The sequence below is a fragment of the Treponema phagedenis genome, assembly GCF_008153345.1.
GTDB lineage: Bacteria > Spirochaetota > Spirochaetia > Treponematales > Treponemataceae > Treponema > Treponema phagedenis.
Genome location: NZ_CP042818.1, coordinates 966,957 through 986,836 on the forward strand (window position 1 = coordinate 966,957; position 19,880 = coordinate 986,836).

16 protein-coding genes and 2 tRNA genes are annotated in these 19,880 nt (G+C 38.0%); 11 read left to right on the top strand and 7 right to left on the bottom strand.

Translation table 11 applies throughout. The annotated features are described in order from the left end of the window. Positions 1-48: 48 nt before the first annotated feature. Genes FUT79_RS04190 through FUT79_RS04205 form a run of 4 tightly spaced genes read right to left on the bottom strand, consistent with a single transcriptional unit; the run spans position 49 to position 4,153 of the window. On the bottom strand, positions 49-1,227 hold the full coding sequence (locus tag FUT79_RS04190; protein ID WP_148889303.1) for an ABC transporter permease: 1,179 nt from the start codon (positions 1,225-1,227) through the stop codon (positions 49-51). Further along, complete coding sequence (locus tag FUT79_RS04195) at positions 1,214-2,266, bottom strand: ABC transporter permease (protein ID WP_148889304.1); 1,053 nt, start codon at positions 2,264-2,266, stop codon at positions 1,214-1,216. Before FUT79_RS04195 ends, FUT79_RS04190 begins: the two co-directional genes overlap by 14 nt. Next, on the bottom strand, positions 2,263-3,198 hold the full coding sequence (locus FUT79_RS04200; RefSeq protein WP_148889307.1) for an ABC transporter ATP-binding protein: 936 nt from the start codon (positions 3,196-3,198) through the stop codon (positions 2,263-2,265). Before FUT79_RS04200 ends, FUT79_RS04195 begins: the two co-directional genes overlap by 4 nt. A gap of 25 nt (positions 3,199-3,223) precedes the next feature. Next, positions 3,224-4,153, bottom strand: a complete 930-nt coding sequence (locus tag FUT79_RS04205; protein ID WP_148889309.1) for an acyl-CoA thioester hydrolase/BAAT C-terminal domain-containing protein — start codon at positions 4,151-4,153, stop codon at positions 3,224-3,226. Positions 4,154-4,798: 645 nt separating this feature from the next. Between FUT79_RS04205 and FUT79_RS04210 the strand changes: the two genes are divergently transcribed. Then, the gene (locus FUT79_RS04210) at positions 4,799-5,380 is read left to right on the top strand and encodes a DUF2715 domain-containing protein (RefSeq protein ID WP_024752301.1); all 582 of its coding nucleotides are present in this window, start codon (positions 4,799-4,801) and stop codon (positions 5,378-5,380) included. A gap of 131 nt (positions 5,381-5,511) precedes the next feature. On the opposite strand, the gene FUT79_RS04215 is transcribed toward FUT79_RS04210, so the two are convergent. Further along, complete coding sequence (locus FUT79_RS04215; RefSeq protein WP_002697552.1) at positions 5,512-6,360, bottom strand: sigma-70 family RNA polymerase sigma factor; 849 nt, start codon at positions 6,358-6,360, stop codon at positions 5,512-5,514. Positions 6,361-6,692: 332 nt separating this feature from the next. On the opposite strand from FUT79_RS04215, the gene FUT79_RS04220 reads away from it, so the two are divergent. The 5 genes from FUT79_RS04220 (at position 6,693) to FUT79_RS04240 (ending at position 12,153) form a co-directional block, all read left to right on the top strand. Then, the gene (locus tag FUT79_RS04220; RefSeq protein ID WP_002697554.1) at positions 6,693-6,959 is read left to right on the top strand and encodes a co-chaperone GroES; all 267 of its coding nucleotides are present in this window, start codon (positions 6,693-6,695) and stop codon (positions 6,957-6,959) included. Between the two features lie 153 nt (positions 6,960-7,112). Further along, a complete protein-coding gene (locus FUT79_RS04225) occupies positions 7,113-7,538 on the top strand; it encodes a rhodanese-like domain-containing protein (RefSeq protein ID WP_002697556.1) in 426 nt (141 codons plus the stop codon). Positions 7,539-8,351: 813 nt separating this feature from the next. Further along, positions 8,352-9,881 carry a sugar ABC transporter ATP-binding protein gene (locus tag FUT79_RS04230; protein WP_002697563.1) on the top strand — a complete coding sequence of 510 codons (1,530 nt, stop codon included), beginning with the start codon at positions 8,352-8,354 and terminating at the stop codon, positions 9,879-9,881. Between the two features lie 46 nt (positions 9,882-9,927). Next, the gene (locus tag FUT79_RS04235; RefSeq protein WP_044635042.1) at positions 9,928-10,917 is read left to right on the top strand and encodes an ABC transporter permease; all 990 of its coding nucleotides are present in this window, start codon (positions 9,928-9,930) and stop codon (positions 10,915-10,917) included. Positions 10,918-11,247: 330 nt separating this feature from the next. Next, the gene (locus FUT79_RS04240; RefSeq protein ID WP_044635032.1) at positions 11,248-12,153 is read left to right on the top strand and encodes an ABC transporter substrate-binding protein; all 906 of its coding nucleotides are present in this window, start codon (positions 11,248-11,250) and stop codon (positions 12,151-12,153) included. Between the two features lie 616 nt (positions 12,154-12,769). On the opposite strand, the gene pcnB is transcribed toward FUT79_RS04240, so the two are convergent. Together pcnB and FUT79_RS04250 are read right to left on the bottom strand one after the other, a co-directional pair. Beyond that, positions 12,770-13,969, bottom strand: a complete 1,200-nt coding sequence (pcnB, locus tag FUT79_RS04245; RefSeq protein ID WP_044635033.1) for a polynucleotide adenylyltransferase PcnB — start codon at positions 13,967-13,969, stop codon at positions 12,770-12,772. 704 nt (positions 13,970-14,673) lie between these two features. Next, positions 14,674-15,900, bottom strand: coding sequence for a mechanosensitive ion channel family protein (locus FUT79_RS04250; RefSeq protein WP_024752306.1), 1,227 nt, complete (start codon positions 15,898-15,900; stop codon positions 14,674-14,676). Between the two features lie 740 nt (positions 15,901-16,640). Between FUT79_RS04250 and FUT79_RS04255 the strand changes: the two genes are divergently transcribed. The 5 genes from FUT79_RS04255 (at position 16,641) to FUT79_RS15690 (ending at position 19,862) form a co-directional block, all read left to right on the top strand. Next, positions 16,641-16,711 (top strand) — tRNA-Gln (locus tag FUT79_RS04255). Positions 16,712-16,730: 19 nt separating this feature from the next. Then, positions 16,731-16,802, top strand: a tRNA-Glu gene (locus FUT79_RS04260). Positions 16,803-16,865: 63 nt separating this feature from the next. Continuing rightward, the gene (locus tag FUT79_RS04265) at positions 16,866-18,575 is read left to right on the top strand and encodes a DUF5312 domain-containing protein (RefSeq protein ID WP_002699518.1); all 1,710 of its coding nucleotides are present in this window, start codon (positions 16,866-16,868) and stop codon (positions 18,573-18,575) included. Next, entirely contained in the window at positions 18,568-19,338 is a 771-nt protein-coding gene (locus FUT79_RS04270) for a purine nucleoside phosphorylase YfiH/LACC1 family protein (protein WP_002699516.1), read from the top strand. The genes FUT79_RS04265 and FUT79_RS04270 overlap by 8 nt, the downstream gene beginning before the upstream one ends. Positions 19,339-19,730: 392 nt before the next feature. Continuing rightward, the gene (locus FUT79_RS15690; RefSeq protein ID WP_002699510.1) at positions 19,731-19,862 is read left to right on the top strand and encodes a hypothetical protein; all 132 of its coding nucleotides are present in this window, start codon (positions 19,731-19,733) and stop codon (positions 19,860-19,862) included. Positions 19,863-19,880 lie beyond the last annotated feature (18 nt).

Here is a 19,880-nt window from a genome sequence, read left to right on the forward strand (position 1 = left end):
TTCGTTTATACAGGATGTTTCTTATGTGTAACACTTTATATAGGATTTTTACCTTTGGGCAAATTCTATTTTGCCTTGAGCTCGGTTAATTTTTGAAAAGTACATCCCGATTGTAAAATACAAGATGAGGAATAAAAAAAGCATTCCGATGTTAGCCCAATCAACTTTTAACAAGTTTTGAGTAAACTCGTTTGCCTGTACAAAATAATACAGGGGAAAGAATTTCGCAATGGTTAAAATCGCATTAGGAAGAAATTCCTGTGGCATAAAGACGCCTGAAATAAATGCTAAAGCCATCGGTAAAATTGAACCTAAAACGTTGATAATTTTTTCTTTTGTTGACATTGCGTTTAGCATAAAAGTCATGCTTAAAACTACAGCACCGTAAACAAAAGCGGTAAAAACATAAGCGGCAATCGGTACGCCTGCGAGCTTGTTGCTGTAAACTACAACAGGAAAGCCGATAATAATTGCCATCAGTAAAAAAAGCACCGTCAATTGTGCGGCAAAATTTTCAAGAGCAAAGCGAAGGGTTGATACAGGAGAAACGTTGTTCCGCATTTTTAATGCAGGGTCATTCAAAATAGCTGTTGTCCGCCCGACAGAGTGCAGCACCAACGAAAAAAGTATCCATGCAAAAAAAATAAAAAAGTGTTTAAACCAAATATTGAGTGAAAAGTTTTTACCGACTTGAATTTTATGCACAGGAGTGCTTTCTTTTAAGGCGGTTTGTATTTTTGCAAAATTAAATTCGCCTTCCGCTTTTTTTACAGAATCCGTAAACAGCAAAAATTTTTGTATTTGCATATCAATGTAAAAGGAGCTTGTTTTTCGCTCATCCTTAAAACTTAAAACACAAGACTTTGCATCTTTTAAATTTTTTTCAAGATTAGGATTGATTATAATTCCCGCATTGATAAGGCTAAGCGAAATATCTTTTTTTATTTCCTTTACAATTTCCTCTTCCGATTTATTTTGCAAATCTTCCGGTTTTATAACAGTAACATTGTTTTTTGTTTTTAAATACTCAATTAAATTTTGAGAAAGTATTGAGTTGTCGTTGTCAATAACTTTTAAATCAAACGAAGATTCTGAAAAATCCGAATGACCACCTGATGAATTTACTCTTGCCATAGCAAACGACATAAGAAGAAAAATTACCGTCGAAATAATTATCGGGATTTTTTTTGTGTATACAAGCCGTAAAAAATTTTTATAAACTGTCATATTGCCCCTTCCTTGAATTAAAGAATGTTACTGTTAGAAACAACAGTATAAAACTACAGTAGACAATACAAAAAGGTAAAACAAGATTGTACTCTTGTAAAATATTTACGTTATAAAAATTATCTGTTAAAAGCCCCAGAGGATTTATTCTATTTAAGATTGGAATTTTTTCATCGAGAATGAGTTTTATCTCAGGGCTCATTAAGCCTGTTAAAAAGCCGAGAAAGAGCATAGTAAAAACGCCTGCAAGCGTTTTTGAATTTTCCGTTCCAAATGGAATTGAGCCGATGCAAAGCCCCAAACTTACGCCGAAAATATTTGCAAGGCCAAGAAGAGCAAGCGTTGTTTTAATGTCTCCGATAAAAGGCACTTTTAATACGAAGACAACAAAGACTATGTATAAAAAGTTTGCAGCAAAATTGAATAAAGCAAAAAAGATAAGCCCTGCAAGGTAGGCGTTAAATCTTTTAAGAGGCGTTGCGGAAATTCTTGCACCGAGTTTTGAAATGTTTGCCTGCATTTCAGCCGGTATGGAAAGAGCACCGAAAAGTCCGTAGGTTGCTACCATTGCCAATAGCGAATAAAATAAAATCATTATTGAGTTTTGTTTTTCATTTATGCTTTTTACATATTCTTTGCCATAATCAAAGGGGCTAATCGGAACATTTAAAGCCTTTGTTTGTTTTAGCTGATCCAGCACACCCTTTGTAATTGTTTGAGCAATTCCGTCGGAAGAAACTTTTAAGCTGCCGTCATTTTCGATAAACCCTTCTATTGTTTTATTCCGCAGAGCTTGCTGCGCTTTCTCTGAATCCATGGTGATAATATTAAACATTCCGGTAAAGCGAATTTCATTTATAATCGGATTTTTTTCTTCAATGCCGACGTTTATTTTATTAACTGAAAGGTTAATAATGTTTGAAACGGCCGCAAAAAAAAGTGATGACAAAAGTATCGGATATAGGATTGTCCAAAACAGGCCCTCGTTTGAGCGTATCATTGAAATTGCGGTGTATTTAAATTGCCTTAAAAAACTCATTTGTCTCGCAGCTCCTTTCCGGTCAGTTCAAGGAAGATGTCGTTTAAACTCGGCTGCTCCGAGTAAAGTTTTGTGTACGAAAGTTTTTCCGCATTAATAAACGAAATTAATTCATTTAAGTTATTAAGCGAATTTTCAAACACAATTGTAAAATCACTTCCTTTTTTTGTAATGTCCAACACATGTTTAATATTGCGCAAGCGGCTTTCCAAATTATCAGGCTCGCTTACAAACTCAACAATAATTTTTTCGCGTGTTTTAATTAAATTTTTTAATTCATCCAAAGTGCCGTTTGCAATATCTTTTCCGTTATCCATAATAACAACCCTATCGCAAAGCGTTTCTGCCTCTTCAAGATAATGTGTTGTGTACACAATTGTGCTTCCGTTCTTTGCCAAGTCTTTTATTCCTGAAAGAATAAAGTTACGGCTTTGCGCATCAACCGCAACTGTCGGCTCGTCCATAAAAATAAGGCGCGGCTTATGCGCAATTCCGCACGCAATGTTTAACCTGCGCAGTAAGCCTCCTGAAAGTTTTTTTGCTTTGTAGTTTTTATAATTTGATAAGCCGACAAAATCAATTGCTTCATCGACAAGAGCTTTTCGTTTTGCAGCATCGTTTACATAAAGCCCGCAAAAATAGTCAACATTTTCTTTTACGGTAAACACATTAAAAAGCGAAACCTCTTGCGGCACTAAGCCGATGTCTTGCTTAATATCCGGTGCATTCGGCGTCATCGGTTTCCCGAAAATTTCAATCTCACCCTTGCTGTATGTTAAAAGCGAAAGAATGCAGTTAATTGCGGTTGTTTTACCGCAACCGTTCGGTCCCAAAAGCCCGAGCACTTCCCCTTCCCTTACTTCCAAATTAAAGTGATCCAAAGCGGTTTTTTCCTTATACCGCTTTACTAAATTTTTTACTGTTAAAATCATGCTTTTCTCCCTATTTTCCATATATCTAATTTAAAAACTCAAACATTATCCTGCGGCTTTCAATTGCGGCTTTTGTGTTTTCTTCCTGAGTTCCGCCTAATTTTACTCCTCCCGCTATGGGCGGAGCTCCGAAGGCGTGTCCCGCTTTTGGAAAAATATGCAGGTCTACGTTGTCGGGGTTTTGATTTTTAAAAGCTTGTGCAGCAAAATCTCCCGGCCACAAACAATCATCACCGCCTGCAAATATTAAAACTTTTCCTTTAAATTGCGATAAATCGATCTCAGCTTTTTTTCTTAGTTCTTCCGCAGCCTCGTTTACAGCCGCCTCGTATAAGGGGCGCAACACAATAGCATTTTCTTCATAGCTGATTTTTTCGATCACCTCTTGGGTAAAAGTAATAAATGGAAGAGCCTCTTTTTTTCTAGTCCAAGATGATTTGGAGCTTGTATAATCAAGTCCTTGAAAAACACAACTCGCAGGTGCGAACAAAATAAGATTATCAATTTGCGGATAATACCTTGTAAGAAGTGCCGTCAGTTCCGCACCCTTCGATGCACCCAAAAGAGTTATAGGTTTTTTGTTGCTACCTCTTTTTTTAATATAGTCCAAAACGTTTTCAAAAAATTCAATTGGTACTTCCGAAAGAATCTGCGGAAGATTTTCTTTCCCAAAATAATAAACAGCTAAAACCTCATAGCCCTCATTTGCGATATCCGCAGCATACCATTCGCCCGCACTTCCCTCCGAACCGCCGAAACAAACTACAAGCCCCTTATGCTTAATTTCTTTCGGTATATAATGAAATCCGTTTATACTTCCCTTAATTGAAAAAACCTGCACATCGCTGTTAGTATTTTTATCTTCGATTTTTTCCACCGTAAATTTTGAGCAAGAGATAAAAAGCAAACCCAAACCCAAAACCGCTAAAAATCTTTTTATATAATAAGTTGTCATAAGCCCTCCTAAAAAAGTTTAATTGTAGTATATAAATTTTAAAAAAGAATGGTAGTTTAAAATGTCATAATTTTTGGGATTTTGAGATGACAAATGTCATATAAAAAGTTGTGAAATTCAGTATCTGAAAATGTTGATTTTAATCACTTTCTATTGTATTGTTTTGTAATTAAGTTCCTGTTATAAAAATCGGAGTATCAAGAAAAAGGGAGTGCGGATTTAAGCATTCCTATGGTAAGTTTACTCACCGTTGTTAAAATCAGAACGGGCACGGACGCCCGTGGTTCCAAACAGAAGCGACGTTTTAAAGCAAAACTATTTGCAAAGCTTTAAAACTCGCAGGTTTCATTTTGCCACGGACGGCAAAACTCAGAACGGGCACGGACGCCCGTGGTTCCAAGCAGAAACGATGTTTTAAAGCAGAGTAGTTTGTAAAGCTTTAAAACTCGTGGTTTAGTTTTTGCCATGGACGGCAAAAACTAAACCGAGGCTCTTTTTTATAAATTTTTTTACGATTTGTATAAAATGCATTAAGAAAAATAATCGAGTTATAAAAAAACGGTATACTATACGTAAAAACTTTCTTGTATTTTTTTAAAGCTTATGATATTATCGAGCGTATTTTTGAATTACAAAAGGGTATTGATGAAAAAACAAACTAAGCTATTTATACTGCTTACACTTTGCTTTGAATCAGCTGCATTACATATCCATGCACGTCCTTTCGAAGAATACGTGCTTGCCCCGAAACTTGGCGGTTCGTGGGTAATGGCTTATGAGGCTAATCCCCGTTATAGAGAATCTGATGATAAACATGTTTTGCATATGGGTGGAATAACCATTGATTTTGATGCTTTGTTTAATCATAAATCGGGATTTTCTTTTTTAATTACCAATAACATTTATCTACTGATTAATCCGATGGCGATCAACAACCCGCCCGCAATACCGCTAATCCCCCTGTATTCGCTTAACTTCTTATTTGGATATACACACGGGCTTGGAACAAATTTTGAATTTACCGCAGCAGCCGGAATTGGGATAAGTACATTCGTTCTGTCGGCTTTTGCAATTTCCATTCCGATACAATTAAACTTTGTACCCTATTTTACGGAAAAATACGGTCTTTATATCTCCGTTGCGGAAAATCTTGCTTACATAATAGAAAGCGAAGGGATTTTTATTAATACGCTTAATTTTTCAATCGGGCCGAGCTTTCGGTTATAGGACGGTATTTATTAAATTACTGTGTGGACAAATCAACTTCCCTAAAAACTATAGAAAATAAAAACACATAACAGGTACAACCTATCATGTGTTTTTATTTTTGTAATTCATTTCATAGAGATGTTTTTTGCTTATGCAACATATGCATCTAATTTATATTTATAACTTGTAGCTTTAAGTTGCTCAAGTGATTTTTTTTCAATTTGCCGAATTCTTTCTTTTGTTAAGTTAAATATTTTTCCTACATCCTTAAGCGAAAGTTGTTTATATCCGTTTAATCCAAATCGATATCGTAATATTTCCGCCTCACGCTTAGGAAGTGTATTAATTACTTTATCAATACTTTCTTTTAAGCTGACATCAAGCATATACGCTTCCGGTTGTTCATATTGGGCATCTTCAATAAAGTCTCCCATTTTTCCATTAGCCGCATCATCAAAAAGAGGCGCATCAAGTGAAACCGGCTCCCTGCCGATATTTACAATCATTTTTACGGTATCATGATCAAGAGCAAGAATATCGGCAACCTCTTTCAACTCTTCTTCTTCCGACGCTGTAGAGCGAATTTCTTTTCTGGTTTTTTCTATTTGAATAAGTTCACCAACCCGATTAAGCGGTAATCGAATCATTCTGGATTTTTCACAAATAGCTTTAAGTATTGACTGACGAATCCACCATACCGCATAGGAGATAAACTTATATCCCTTGGTTACATCAAAACGGTCAGCTGCATTCATTAAGCCGATATTTCCTTCACTGATAAGATCCATTAAGGGCAAGCCCTGATTTTGATACTTTTTTGCAACATTCACTACAAAGCGTAAATTAGCTTGTATCAGCTTATCTTTTGCAGCCTTATCTCCTTCAGCGGCGCGGGTTGCAAGCTCAACTTCTTCCTCAAGCGTCAAAAGAGGAATCTTATTTATATCTCGAAGATATCCGGCTAAAACATTATCAGTTGCTATATTCTTTTTTTTCATTTTAAACTCCTTCAATAAAAAATATCTATTTATAATAACGTTACATTAATGTTTACTTGCTATATAATTAAAAGCAAATTACATGCCAAAAATGATAAAAACAATGTTTATATTTTTTTGATAAAAAATATTCTCTAAGTCGCTAGTTGTCAATGATTTAAACGGATTAGAATACAAAATAATAATATTACTTGCCTTTTGTAATCTTTCTTTGTATATTATATCCATAAGCTTTATGTATAGTATTGACACAACAGCTTAAATAGCTTGAATAACTGTATCATTTTTACACAGTTGTAAGCATCACAATTATTCATAGGAGGGTCTTAGCGATGAAGGTAACGCCATTAGCAGACCGCGTATTAGTTAAAGAAGATAAGGTTGAAACAAAAACCGCTTCGGGAATCATTATTCCCGATTCTGCCCAAGAAAAAACACAGACCGCAGTAGTTGTTGCCATTGGTGATGACAAAGAAAAAATCAAGGTCTCTGTCGGACAAAAGGTGTTACATGATAAGTATGCCGGCACACAAATAAAAATTGACGGAGAGGATCACTTAATCCTCAAGGCGGCAGATATTCTTGCGGTAATCGGTTAAATAAAAAAGGCAGGGCTTCCTGCCTTTTTTATTTAAGTTACCTTAATTAATTTAAAAACGGTTTTTTAACCATACATGAAAGCCGCCAACAACAAAGCCCCCCCCCATTCCATCATTACTTATATCCTTTAATATAATAAAACGGAGTATACCATGGCTGATAACATAGTTTTAATCATCACAGTCTCTATTATTGTACTTCTAATTCTGCCTCGATTTTTTAAATACTATTGGATTCGCTTTCTGCTTAAAAAAGGCGGAGACACAAAAGGCAGGATGCAAAACATTTCCGGCAGCGATGCAAAAGAGCTTATTAAAAACAGCTCGGCGGTAATTATCGATGTGCGAACTGCCGGAGAATTCTCAGCCGGACATATTCCAAATGCAATACATATTCCTGTCTCTCTTCTTTCTTCAAAAGCAGAGGACTCGCTCCCCGATAAAAGTCAAAAAATTATTCTATACTGCCAAACCGGCATGCGCTCAATGCAGGCACTTTATACCTTACACTCAAAAGGTTATACCGACTTATATAATCTTGGAAGTATACACTCATGGGCAGGAGATTTTGAAAAGTAAAAACCGGTAAAACTATTATAACGGTTTTTTAATAAGTCGATTCATTTTTAATACATCTTACCTAAAACATAAACAATTTTATAAAAGGAGTTTGACACAACGGTATAATTTTGCCGTCCGTGGCAAAATTATACCTATGAGTTTGAAAACTCCGAGTACGCTGTGGTAGTTTTCAAACTCAATTCTGCTTGGAACCACGGGCGTCCGTGCCCGTTCTGAATGTAATGTTTGCTATTCCTGTTTACAGTGCCTGCGAGTTTAAAACTCCTATTTATATAGCTGTGGTAGTTTTTAAACATCGTTTGGAATTTAGTGCAGAGTAACTTTGTTTGCAGTGTGCAATTAAAGCGCTTTTGGGAAGCACAATCCGCAAACGCGGGGATGCATGGGTTTTGGCAAGGGGAATATCATTTTTATCTTATAGTCAGCGAAAATTTTTTCTTTCTTTTTCAAAATTTCTGCGTTATAATTAAGCTTATCGAATACTGGAAGTCTTATGACAAGCAGGATATACGCATGAAATTTTTTGCATCTTTAGGGCAAAGCTTTGCAAATTGTCTTGCTTTAAAACATCGATTCTGGTAGGCCGTCGTTCATGGCGGTTTCAATTTACGCAGTGTTGTATATCGGCTGGCTTCAGGGCAAGGGTGGAAGGGATGTTAAGGGATTAAAGGGGTGCAAACCACTTTACTGCAAAGCATAAGCGAATAAATTCTACAAGACCTTGAACTTTGTGGTGCGCCGCACGGACGAAGTTTTAGTAATATACTTTTACTTCGCCTACGAGTTTAAAAACTTCAAGTAAGCCCTGTTATGATAAGGAGGTACGTATTGCATGCTGATACGGATTTAGTTGAGATGAGCGGCATTTATAAGTCATTCCCCGGAGTGCTTGCCCTCGATGATGTGTCATTTCATCTTAAAAAGGGTGAAGTTATGGCATTATTGGGCGAGAACGGTGCGGGGAAGTCGACTCTTGTAAAAATAATCTCAGGCGTGCATACGCGCGATCAGGGCTCATTCAAGTTATTCGGAAAAAATATCGAACAACGGTTTACACCGAAGAAAGCTTCGGAGCTTGGAGTCAGTATTATTCACCAAGAATTAAACATGTGTGCGCATCTTACGGTTGCGCAAAATATTTTTTTGGGAAAAGAGCTTTGCAAGGCAGGCATTCTCGATAACAAAGAAATGAATTTACAAACGCAAAAAGTTCTTGATGCTCTTAAAATTACCGATATTCATCCGCACACAATAGTAGGAAACTTGCCGATTTCAAAACAACAAATGGTTGAAATTGCAAAGGCTATTCATTCTCAGGCAAAAGTGCTGATTATGGACGAGCCGACTTCCGCCCTTACCAATAAAGAAATTGACGAATTATTTGAGATCATCTTACAACTGCGAGCAGAGGGAGTGGGCATTATTTATATTTCCCATCGACTTGATGAGTTACATCATATTGTAGATCGAGTAACTATTATGCGGGACGGAAAGCTTATTACCGAAGCAAATTTTTCAGAACTTAGTATGGATAAAATTATTACGCATATGGTAGGAAGAGAAATAAAAGAGCAGTTTCCGCGTGTGCAGGTGCAAAAAGGAAAGAAGATTTTTTCAGCTAAAGGATTAAATTCGGGGAAGATGGTGCAAAATGTTTCCTTTGAAGCATACGAAGGAGAGATTTTAGGTATTGCGGGTTTGATGGGCGCAGGACGCACCGAGCTAACTCGGGCAATTTTTGGAGCGGATCCGCTTGACAGCGGAAGTCTTGAGCTTGACGGTAAACCTGTTACCATACATCGACCGCAGGATGCAATAGGGCTGGGGATTGTACTTGCTCCCGAAGACAGAAAAAAAGACGGACTTTGCATAAAACTTTCAATTAAAGAGAATCTTTCTTTACCGAATTTAGATTTTTTATCAAATAAATTCGGTGTAATAAATCGTAAAAAAGAAAAAAAACTGCTTGCAAACTCGGTGCAAAAACTCTCGATAAAAATGGTAAGCGGCAATAAAGATGCTGCATCTCTTTCCGGAGGGAATCAGCAAAAGCTGGTAGTAGCAAAATGGCTTGCCCGTGAAAGCAGAGTGGTTATTTTTGATGAGCCGACACGCGGTATTGATATTGCCGCAAAAGTGGAAATTTATAATTTAATGAATCAATTAAAAGAAAGCGGCAAGGCGGTTATTTTTGTTTCAAGTGAATTACCGGAAATCTTAGGTATTGCAGACAGAATTTTGGTTATGAGCGAAGGAAGAATTACAGCTGAATTTCAGGCGGAAGAAGCAACGCAAGAAAAAATACTTGCAGCGGCTATGCTAAGCCACGAATATATATAAAAGGCGGAAAGAGAAGGTGAATAATACTCCTGGTTTAAAAAAGATTATGGAAATACGCGGTATGAGACAAGTACTTACCGTAACGGCAGGACTTATTGTCCTGTGTATTGTATTCGGCATTATGAATCCGGTGTTTTTTAGTGCACGGAATATAGCAAATCTTTTGCGGCAAATCGCGCCGATTTTACTGGTTGGAATAGGGCAGTCGTTTGTACTTTTGACCGGCAATATTGACCTTTCCATTGGTTCGGTAGTAGGGATGAGTTGTATGATTAGCGCAACGCTGATGAGTAAGGGGGTAAATCCGCTGACCGCTATTCTTATTACCGTTTTTTGCTGTCTTTTAATCGGCGCCTTGAACGGCTTACTGGTTTCTTTTTGTAAACTTCCTCCCTTTATTGCCACACTCGGTACCATGACAATCGCACGGGGAATTGCTCAAATTGTAAACGGCAATTATAACACCGACTCAATAGGAGAACATGCGGAAAATTTCCGTGATTTCTTTTATTACGGCAAAACTCTCGGCCTGTATAATCCCATCTGGATTGCCTTTATTCTCTGGTTTATTCTCAACTTTTATCTTATGCGGACAAAAAACGGCAGACATATTTACGCAATAGGTTCAAACTATGAGGCGGCGAGACTTTCAGGTGTTAATGTAATTGCAACAACCTTAAAAGCATATCTCATATCCGCCTTTGTTTCCTGCGTTGTCGGTTTAATTACCTGTGCAACAAGCGGTATGGGAACCATGGATAGCGGCAATATGTATGAGTTGTATGCGGTTGCCGCCTCGGTTATCGGCGGAATATCAACGCTTGGTGGACAGGGCTTGTTACTTGGAACCATTGTCGGGGCATCCATTTGGGCAGTGTTACAAAACGGGCTGCAGTTCGCCGGTGCTCCGGTTGCAATCAGAAATATCGTTATCGGAATCATTGTTATTGTCTCCGTGTTGCTGGATATTATTGTAAGAAAGGGGAGTTTGGGAGGAAAACACAAAAAAAACCTCAGCGTAAAAAGGATGAGGTAACCACTGTGCTTAGGTTTGTGTTATACAAAACGAAAGCTGCCGTTCATAGTATAATGCTTAATTCGGTAAGGCGGCAGTTTTTGACATTATGAAATGATAAAAAAGGGGATTATGCGTAGGTGTTATTTACAACTCGGTTTCACTTTTACCCTACATAAAATTAGTTCGTCCCTTATTTTTACAAGCGATTATCGTTTTGCATTTCGCGACGAAGTATCGCTTATGAGTTTGTGCTTTTGTATGATCTTGTTTTAGCGCTTTATCCTACAAAACACAAATAACTTTTTTGGGAATCTTATGATTCCTTAAAAACTTTTTAAGGAGGAAGGTATGAAAAAATGTGTAGCCTTCATTATCGGATTGTGTTTGGTGTTGCCTGTTTTTGCTCAAAAAACAAAAAAGGCGCCTTACAGAATTTATCTTATCACAATGGATCAAATGGATCAGCATTGGGTAAACGTGAACAAGGGTTGTGAAAAAGCAGTCAAAGAGCTTGGTAAAATTACTTATCAGTGGCTTGCCCCCGATATTAAAGATGACAACAAGCAGATTGAGTGTGTAAACAATGCGATCGCCGGAGGTGCGGATGCCATTCTGATTGCAGCAAACGGTCCGACTGCTATTACCTCTGCGCTGAAAGAAGCAAGTGCTGCCGGCATTAAAATCATTTATGTAGACAGTGCGGCAAATTTCCCCGCAGCTCAAACGCTTGCAACGGATAATGTCGCTGCCGGTAAAACCGCTGGAGAGCAAATGCTCAAAGCCCTAAAAGCGCAAGGAAAAAAGAACGGAAAAATCGGTGTTATTTCAGTAAACAGCGCAACCAGTTCAACTGTCAGCAGGGAAGAAGGATTCCGCTCCGCATTTAAAGGGACAAAATTCACCATTCTTCAAACACAGTATTGCGACGGAGACGCAGCCCGTGCAAAAGACATGGCGGCAAACTTTATCACCCAAGGAAGCATCGGCATATTCGGAGCAAACGAGGGCTCAACAGTCGGTATCGGTAATGCGATTGCCGAAGCGGGCGGCGGCGTGATCGGCGTCGGTTTTGACAAATCAAACATGATTTTGAACCTTATCAAAAAAGGAAACCTCCTTGCAACCATGGCGCAAAACCCCGATGTCATGGGCTATGAAGGAATCAAAAGCGCTGTAAAAGCGATTGAAAACAAAAAAATCTCTCCGGCTTACTTTGATACCGGTGTATCGGTTTTAACAAAAGATAAACTTTAAAAAAAACTTCGTGCATGTTTTTTTAAACATGCACGATAGCTTCCATCCTTCGCCATGCAGACTGGAGAGAGAAGTTGCCCGTGGTGATATAATTTTACTCCACTAATATAAGGTTTTGTAATTAGCTTCCAGTGTACTTAATCCGATGTATTAATCGAAGCATCGGCAATGATAAGTGCGGATTTTAGTATTTCCTATGGTAAACAGCCACGGATGGCGCCGGTTCCATGTAGAATGATGTTTTAAAAGCACAATACTTTTCACGTGCTTTTAAAACGTGTGTAGTGTTCCGTAATTAACCTGACCGATATAGTAATTGGAGCATTACCCAGCAGCTTGCAGATTCAGCATTACTATGGTAAATTACTCACCGTTGCTCAATTCCAACCGATGTTTTAAAGCATCAACACAAAATTGTAGAATTGAAGCTTTAAAACTCGTAGGCGAACCAACGGTAGCAATTCCAAGGGTTCGCCCTTGCGCCGTGTCGAACTTTTTTTTATAAAATTTTTTACAATCCGTATTAAATGAATTAAAAACAGAACGAGTTATCACAAAAACGCTATATATAGTAGTTTATTTTAAAACAGAAAATTCGACTTCCCTGCTGTTATCCCTACTCTTCCGATTTATTTGATAAAGCTTTTTTCTTGGCGGTTGGTGAGCTTTTTGCATGGACTCCTCTTAGCTGAGAAGTTTTTCCGACTTGGCCTTTTTGAGTTCTTGTTCTAAGACGTTTTACCGGTGTTGTTTTAGGCTGCAAAGGTCGTGGAGGGCGTATTTTTAAGCCTCCTTTATATAGACAATAGCGGACTGCATATTCAAGCTCTATTCGTTGAGGATTCATCGGTAAAACAAAATGTCTGCATTCTTGATAAACAAATGCGTATACTTCTCCCGGAGATCCTTCCCAATCGGTAATGAGATTGATAAAATCTCGTAACAAAAACACTAAGGCTTGTCCTTGGCGCTGAATTTTTCCTTCGTTTGTAAGAGAATCAAGTTCTTCAAAACCGGACAAAAAGCATTCGGCGAATTTTGCATTATCTTGAATAAAACTGTATGCGGATGGTTGTAAATATAAAAACAGCTCATAATGCAAAAGCCGCTCAATAATCGGTTTGGAATATCCGGAATGAAAAATTTTATTAAGCTCCTCCGTTAATCGAGAAGGTGAACAATATTCGAGTAAAGAGGTGTCGCGATGCAGGCGGCAACTAAGTAGAAAAGGGATTTTTGCCTTAGCAAGAATGGAATATTTTATGGCTCGCAACATTCGCACCGGATCTTCAGAAAAAATATTTTTTAACGGAATAATAGCCCGAAGTCTGTTTTTACGCAGATCGTGCAATCCTCCCACATAATCAATAATCAGATTTTTAATCGGATCATAGTAGAGGGCGTTAATCGTAAAATCTCTGCGTTGTACATCTTCTTCAATGGTTCCGAATTTATTTCCTACAGCTCCGTCTTCTATAGAACGAAAGGTTGATATTTCGTAAATTTTCGGACCGTAAAAAATATGCACTAAACGAAATCGCTTACCGATAATTCTTGAATTTCTAAAAAGTTTTTTAATCTTTGAAGGCTCGGCAGAAGTAGCAATATCAAAATCTTTTGGAATTCTTCCAAGAAGTAAATCTCGAACTGCACCGCCTACAATAAAACCTTCATAACCGGCACTGTGCAAGGTTTGAATTATTTTTAAAGCTTCCGCATCGATATTTTTCGGTGAAATAGTATGTTCCGATGCAGTGTAAACCAAAGCCCGTTTTATTTTATTTCCTTGCGCATCTTGACTGTAACGAACTCTCATAACAACTGAAATCTATTTTGTACATAAAAGCGCTTTCTGTCAAGCACGCGGCAGTGTTGTTAATAAGGCATACGCACGAAGAATAAAAACTGTATATGCATATGGCGTTGCGGTTTGAAGCCTCCCGAAAACCGGCTTTGGCTTACGCCTTGCCGGAACAAAACACTTGCAAACCGCCGGCGTACTACGGGCTCCGCTGTCGCTGCGGCTGTTTTTGCGCTATTTTGAGCGCGCAAAAACGATCCGGCTTCGCATTTTTGAAAAAATGCTTCGCCGCCCTCCGTCCGCCTAACGCAATTTTCTGTATATTTGAATAATTTTTACTCTCTCCATGTGGTTATTTTTTTCATGCGTATGCCCTGGCGTTGCTAATAAGGCGTACGCACGAACCAGGGGCTGCTATTCCTTGAATTTACTTTGATGTGCTGATTATAAACGGTGTTTAAAAACTGCCGTTTTTTTAGGGGCATTCTTCTATCCTGTTTAAAAATTGATTTTTTGCCTGACATAATTTACAAACACTCCGCAATTACTTGCTGTTATACCGACTCAAAGCAACACTAATAGCGGAGCGCCCGTAATTCCATATAGAAGCAATGTTTTAACGCAAGCGCCCCGATTCGTATATTCACATCAAACGAATTAAAAACGCATCGCCGTATCAAAAGTCCTACACTGATTTTAAAACAAGTATAAAAAAGCTTTTATTTTTTTGTTTCGGAATTAGAAAACATAAATCCGCCGACAGGGTATTGAAAAACTCTTAATTCAAACTCATGCACGGCTGCAAACAAGTGATCAAAAATATCTGCTTGAATGTTTTCGTATTCCGCCCATTTTGTTGTTGCCGTAAAAACATAGATTTCAAGCGGAATACCGGTTGGACCGGGCTCCAATTGCCGCACTAAAAATGTAAGATCTTTTCTAAGCATATCTAAACTTTGTAAATAGCGGGTTACATAAACTCTGAATGTACCGAGATTGGTCAGGCGGTTATCATTAAGTAAATGATCCGTATTGTCTTTATAGCAAGCATCAATTTTACTTTCGATTTCTTCAAAATATGATTTTAATAATGCAATTTTTCCTGTTTTTTCGCGGAGCTGCTCATCCATGAATTTAACTGACGCAACGTCTAAATAAATTGAACGTTTAATTCTTCGCCCGCCTGTTTCCTGCATACCGCGCCAGTTTTTAAAGCCGCTTTGCATTAAATCATTGGTGGGAACAACCGAAATTGTTTTATCCCAGTTTTGAATTTTAATTGTATGTAAGGCTACTTCTTTTACATCGCCGTCCGCATCGTATTTGGGAACAGAGATCCAATCGCCGCGCCGCACTAAATCATACGATGAAATTTGCAGACTTGCCACAAATGACAAAATTGTCTCGCGAAAAACTAACAACAGCACCGCAGTCATTGCGCCAATTCCGCTGAGGAGTGCCCACGGAGATTTGCCGCTGACAGTTCCGGCGGCAATTATAAAAGCGGCGATGTACATGATCAATATAAAAACTTGGATATACCCGCGATACGGTTTACCTTGAAACCTCGGCTCATTTTCCGTATAACTTGCAAGTCCATCCAAAGTACCGTGCAATAACTTTGCTATGATCCAAATTATAATCAGGTTTGAAATTTTTTCCAGGATAGATGCTCCGTTATGCAGTCTGGTGGATAAGTATGTAAAACCGATGACATAGATAATTAAAGAAACTTTTTCAAAATGGATAAATTTAAAAATATACGCAGCAAGTTTATTTTTTGATATAAACGGTGATATAACTTTGACCATCATGCTTAGTAATAGTTTTTTTATAACTTTATGCAAGATAAATAAAACACATACGATAATTACAAACCAAAAAATATCTTCTCGTAAGGGATCAACACGAAGCCAGGGTTGAATGATATCTGTCCAAATTCTCATAATACAATCCTCATCAGGTAAAAATCAACGGTTTTATTCAATCGGCATAATTAAAACAGGCGCCGGCAGAAAAACCGCTCTTTGCATAAAGATACCATAACCTTCAGATTATTACCACTTATTGTAAAGATATCTTAGTAAAAAAATATTGTTTTTTTACCGATAAAAACTTTATTTTCAGCGTTTAGAAACTTTGCGGCTATAATTAAGAATTAAGGTACCGCTTTTTAAACTTTTTTAAACCGAGTCTGTGGAGCAATGTTTAAAACTAAAAAATACTTTCAGATGTATGGTTTATGCTTGCAGGCTTAATTTTGACGTCCTTGTCAAAATTACACCTGCGAGTTTTAAAGCTTTGTAAATAATTTTGCTTTAAAACTCGCTGCTGCGTGGAACCACTGCCATCCGTGGCAGTTCTGAATGTAATGTTTGCTATTCCTGTTTACAGTAGCTGCGAGTTTAAAAGCTTCAATTTTACAAAACAGTGTTGATGCTTTTAAACATCGTTTGGAATGGAGCAAGGGTGGGCAATGTACCATAGGAATGCTTAAATCCGCAAACCGTTATTATTAATACCGCGATTACTAACAACAACTTAATTACAAAACGCTGTACTACAGCTCGTGTCCAACTTTTTTTTGGGGGGTACACATTATAGGGGTGAAATTATCACAGATTAAAGACAAATGTTTTCCGAAATATTGACAAAAAGAAAAAATAATGATATTGTTTCTTCTCTTTCCCCGGTTGTGTAACGGTAGCACCGCAGATTCTGGTTCTGCTTGTGGGGGTTCGAATCCTCCCTGGGGAATTTTTTTTAAATACCGATAGGTCCCTTCGTCTATCGGTTAGGACGTGAGATTCTCAATCTCAAAAGACGGGTTCGATTCCCGTAGGGACCGTTTCAAAATTCAAAACTAAATAAAGTCTAGTTTTTTTTTGCAATTCAGTACATAATAGTAACTATGAAACAGCACCTTTCAACCTTTGATAAACTGGTAGAAACTCTTTCCGGCGAAGAAGCGCAGCAAATGCTTGCAAAAATTAAACAAGCAATAAATACCAATGAAGAGCTGCAAATAGCGCCGTCGAGTACAAAATCGGAAATACTGAAGTCTGATTTTACGGAAAGTCGTTTGGAAAATGAGCCTTTTCTGTTTAGACTCTGGCTGACCCTTAAAGCTTTTTTTAAGTCTCTTCCTGTCGAATCCTTATATGAAACATCTCTTTTAAATAGACTGGGAAGAGCCCTACATGCAAAATATAAAGATTATATTAACATACGCGAAAACAGTTTTAAAAAAGGTTTTTACGACGGGTTAAAATCTTTGCGAAAAACTCAAGTTTTTTTTGATTCTTTGCTGACAGCCTATGATAACGACAAAGGAGATTTTTACTTATTATTAAGTTCTTTTATAGCGCCCGAAGCGCATAAAAAACTGATGGAAGAGAGTGATCCTTTTACCGTGCAAATAGGAACCGAATCCTCTGCCAATTTACGGTCTGATTTTTTAAGACGTATTGATAATGCTTTTTCCGTTTTAACAGATGATAACAAAAGCCAATTATATCGGGCTGCGCAGGCAATTGAGTGGATGAAATCATTTTGCGATATTCCGATAGAAAAAATGCTTTTGCACTTTACTATTAGCTCCGATACGGAAGCGGTGTGTCCTGTTACACTTGTACAATCAGAGTTGGAAAAATTAGCTTGTGTTTTATGTTATTTAAAACAGATACCGGAGCCTGTCTTGCAAGGATTGTTCTTCTTAAAAGCTCAAAATAAATTTGAAAACGGTACATCCGATAACAGCAATGCAGCAGTTGAATTTCTTGAACAAGCGGCAATCGCCTTATCCGCAGTAAAAAAATTTGCAGAAGCAATTCCGATCGTAGATTTTACGCGTTTTTGTTTAAAAGATCTCCACTGGCATCCTTATTCAGTTGCCGGCGCGGAAGAGTGGTTTATACTTTTTAAAAATGCGTGGAAAAAACGCTTTAATGAAAAATGGTCATTATGGACTGCTGAGCAAAAACGATTTGCTTTGAAAGGGCAAATGCTTGCCCTCTTAAAAAAAGACCATTTTGAAGAAATGCAATATAAACCTTGGGAAGATATCTGGTATCCCTTAGTGTTTAAACGAGAGTTATCTTTTGTATTTTTAAAAAATTTTTTCAATAGTTTATATCCCTCTTCAATTCAGCCTCCACTAAAAATCATTTTAGTAGAAGGAAGTTTTTATCGCAGAGAAAATCTTGCCGAATTTTCCGAAGCTTTTAACGCGTTGGGGCAAATGAAACTTAAGATTGCAGGATTTGAGGAAAAACTTGCGCCGGCGGGAGAGATCGGCGGAGGTTTTAATGCGCAAAAAAAAGAGCCGGTTGCAACAATAAAAAATAAAGAGACGCTGGAAACGCTTATCCGAACGGTTGACTCGGAAGCATCAATATTAATAGAATCGGCGTTAAATGCGTTTAAATCAATTGATACGATTTTAACGGGAATTGTCGGAGGGAGTAAAGCAAGCATTTATGCTACTCTTGTAAACTGGGGGGCTATTCAAGGAAATAGCAATTCCGCATTCAGAAAAAACGTTGAAGAAGCAAAACGGAGATTACAAACAGCTGCGGGACTATTAATCGAAACTGAAAATATGGAATTGCATAATGGATGATCCTTTTATTCTCTTCCATTTTCCCAATCTGCCAAATAATACGTTGGCTCCCGTTTGCGGAATATCTTTGTTAAGTGAAGGAAGCATGCGGGCAAGCGTTAATGAAGAAAATCGACAGATTTTTTATCAAAAAGCCGGCTTGGATCCCTTAATGATTTTAGCGGTACGGCAAAAACATACAAAAACCGTATATGCGGTGCACACGACGGCGGAGCTTAAAGACATCCCGACCGGAGACGGAATTATTACAATCGAAAAAAACTTAATACCGACCGTTACTGTTGCGGATTGTATGCCTATTTTTTTATTTGATCCGGAAACTTCCTGTTTTGGCGTAGTCCACTCGGGCTGGGAAGGAACAGGAATCGTCGGAAAAGCGATAAAAAAAGCAGAAATTCTTTATCAAGCAAAAGCGGAAAATTTCAAAGTGATTCTTGGACCGCATATTCATTCTTGCTGTTATACGGTAACAGCGGAACGTGCCCGTTTTTTTAGCGATTATTTTACAGCCGACTGTGTTGCGCTTGATAAAGATAAAGTACAAACGCACTGGCCGTATAGACTTTCTCTATTAAAAGCAAATACCCACGTTCTCACACAGCTTGGCGTAAAAAAAGAAAATATTCTGGACAGCGGATTCTGCACACAATGCGCGGTTTCGCAGGGCAAGCATTTATTTGGCTCCAGCCGCAGGCAAGGTGATAACAATTATGATAACATGCTTGCCTTTATTTATTTTCCGAAAAATGACCAGCTAGCGTAGCGTTCATGTAATACCTCAATGAGTTTTTAATTCATTCATATAAAGGAGCTCGACACGGCGCAACGGTGGGCAGTTTACCATAGGGCGAAGTTTTGAAAATTTACTGTAACTTCGCCAACGAGTTTTAAAGCTTCAATTTTACAGTTTTGTGTTGATGCTTTAAAACATCGTTTGGAATTTAGCAACGGTGAGTAAACTTACCATAGGAATGCTTGCACCACGCTGACGCCAAGCAAATTCCCAAAGCCTCGCACGCCAAAAACCCTCCCTCCGACAGTCTGCGCCCAGAGCAGGATGATTATCATTATAATGCTGGACTGTTCCCCCTTTTTTTTCTGTGGAACCACGGGAGTCCGTACCCGTTCTGATTTTGACATATGCGGCAATTTACCATGGGAATGCCGAATCCATACGCCATTATTATTGATGCTCAGATTAATATAGTGCAAGCTTGTTCTTCTTCTTGTCAATCCGGAGAAAATGAGCGGGCTTTTGACAAGTATTTTTCTCCCTTGCTTTTTTAAAAGCTTAAGGGTAAAATA

Excerpts from the sequence above, each read along its gene's own strand:
- FUT79_RS04205 (WP_148889309.1), bottom strand. The coding sequence starts at position 4,153 with ATGACAACTTATTATATAAAAAGATTTTTAGCGGTTTTGGGTTTGGGT.
- FUT79_RS04210 (WP_024752301.1), top strand. The coding sequence starts at position 4,799 with ATGAAAAAACAAACTAAGCTATTTATACTGCTTACACTTTGCTTTGAA.
- pcnB (WP_044635033.1), bottom strand. The coding sequence starts at position 13,969 with ATGAGAGTTCGTTACAGTCAAGATGCGCAAGGAAATAAAATAAAACGG.
- FUT79_RS04270 (WP_002699516.1), top strand. The coding sequence starts at position 18,568 with ATGGATGATCCTTTTATTCTCTTCCATTTTCCCAATCTGCCAAATAAT.
- FUT79_RS04190 (WP_148889303.1), bottom strand. The coding sequence starts at position 1,227 with ATGACAGTTTATAAAAATTTTTTACGGCTTGTATACACAAAAAAAATC.
- FUT79_RS04250 (WP_024752306.1), bottom strand. The coding sequence starts at position 15,900 with ATGAGAATTTGGACAGATATCATTCAACCCTGGCTTCGTGTTGATCCC.
- FUT79_RS04235 (WP_044635042.1), top strand. The coding sequence starts at position 9,928 with ATGGAAATACGCGGTATGAGACAAGTACTTACCGTAACGGCAGGACTT.
- FUT79_RS15690 (WP_002699510.1), top strand. The coding sequence starts at position 19,731 with ATGGGAATGCCGAATCCATACGCCATTATTATTGATGCTCAGATTAAT.
- FUT79_RS04200 (WP_148889307.1), bottom strand. The coding sequence starts at position 3,198 with ATGATTTTAACAGTAAAAAATTTAGTAAAGCGGTATAAGGAAAAAACC.
- FUT79_RS04220 (WP_002697554.1), top strand. The coding sequence starts at position 6,693 with ATGAAGGTAACGCCATTAGCAGACCGCGTATTAGTTAAAGAAGATAAG.
- FUT79_RS04195 (WP_148889304.1), bottom strand. The coding sequence starts at position 2,266 with ATGAGTTTTTTAAGGCAATTTAAATACACCGCAATTTCAATGATACGC.
- FUT79_RS04240 (WP_044635032.1), top strand. The coding sequence starts at position 11,248 with ATGAAAAAATGTGTAGCCTTCATTATCGGATTGTGTTTGGTGTTGCCT.
- FUT79_RS04230 (WP_002697563.1), top strand. The coding sequence starts at position 8,352 with ATGATAAGGAGGTACGTATTGCATGCTGATACGGATTTAGTTGAGATG.
- FUT79_RS04215 (WP_002697552.1), bottom strand. The coding sequence starts at position 6,360 with ATGAAAAAAAAGAATATAGCAACTGATAATGTTTTAGCCGGATATCTT.
- FUT79_RS04265 (WP_002699518.1), top strand. The coding sequence starts at position 16,866 with ATGAAACAGCACCTTTCAACCTTTGATAAACTGGTAGAAACTCTTTCC.
- FUT79_RS04225 (WP_002697556.1), top strand. The coding sequence starts at position 7,113 with ATGGCTGATAACATAGTTTTAATCATCACAGTCTCTATTATTGTACTT.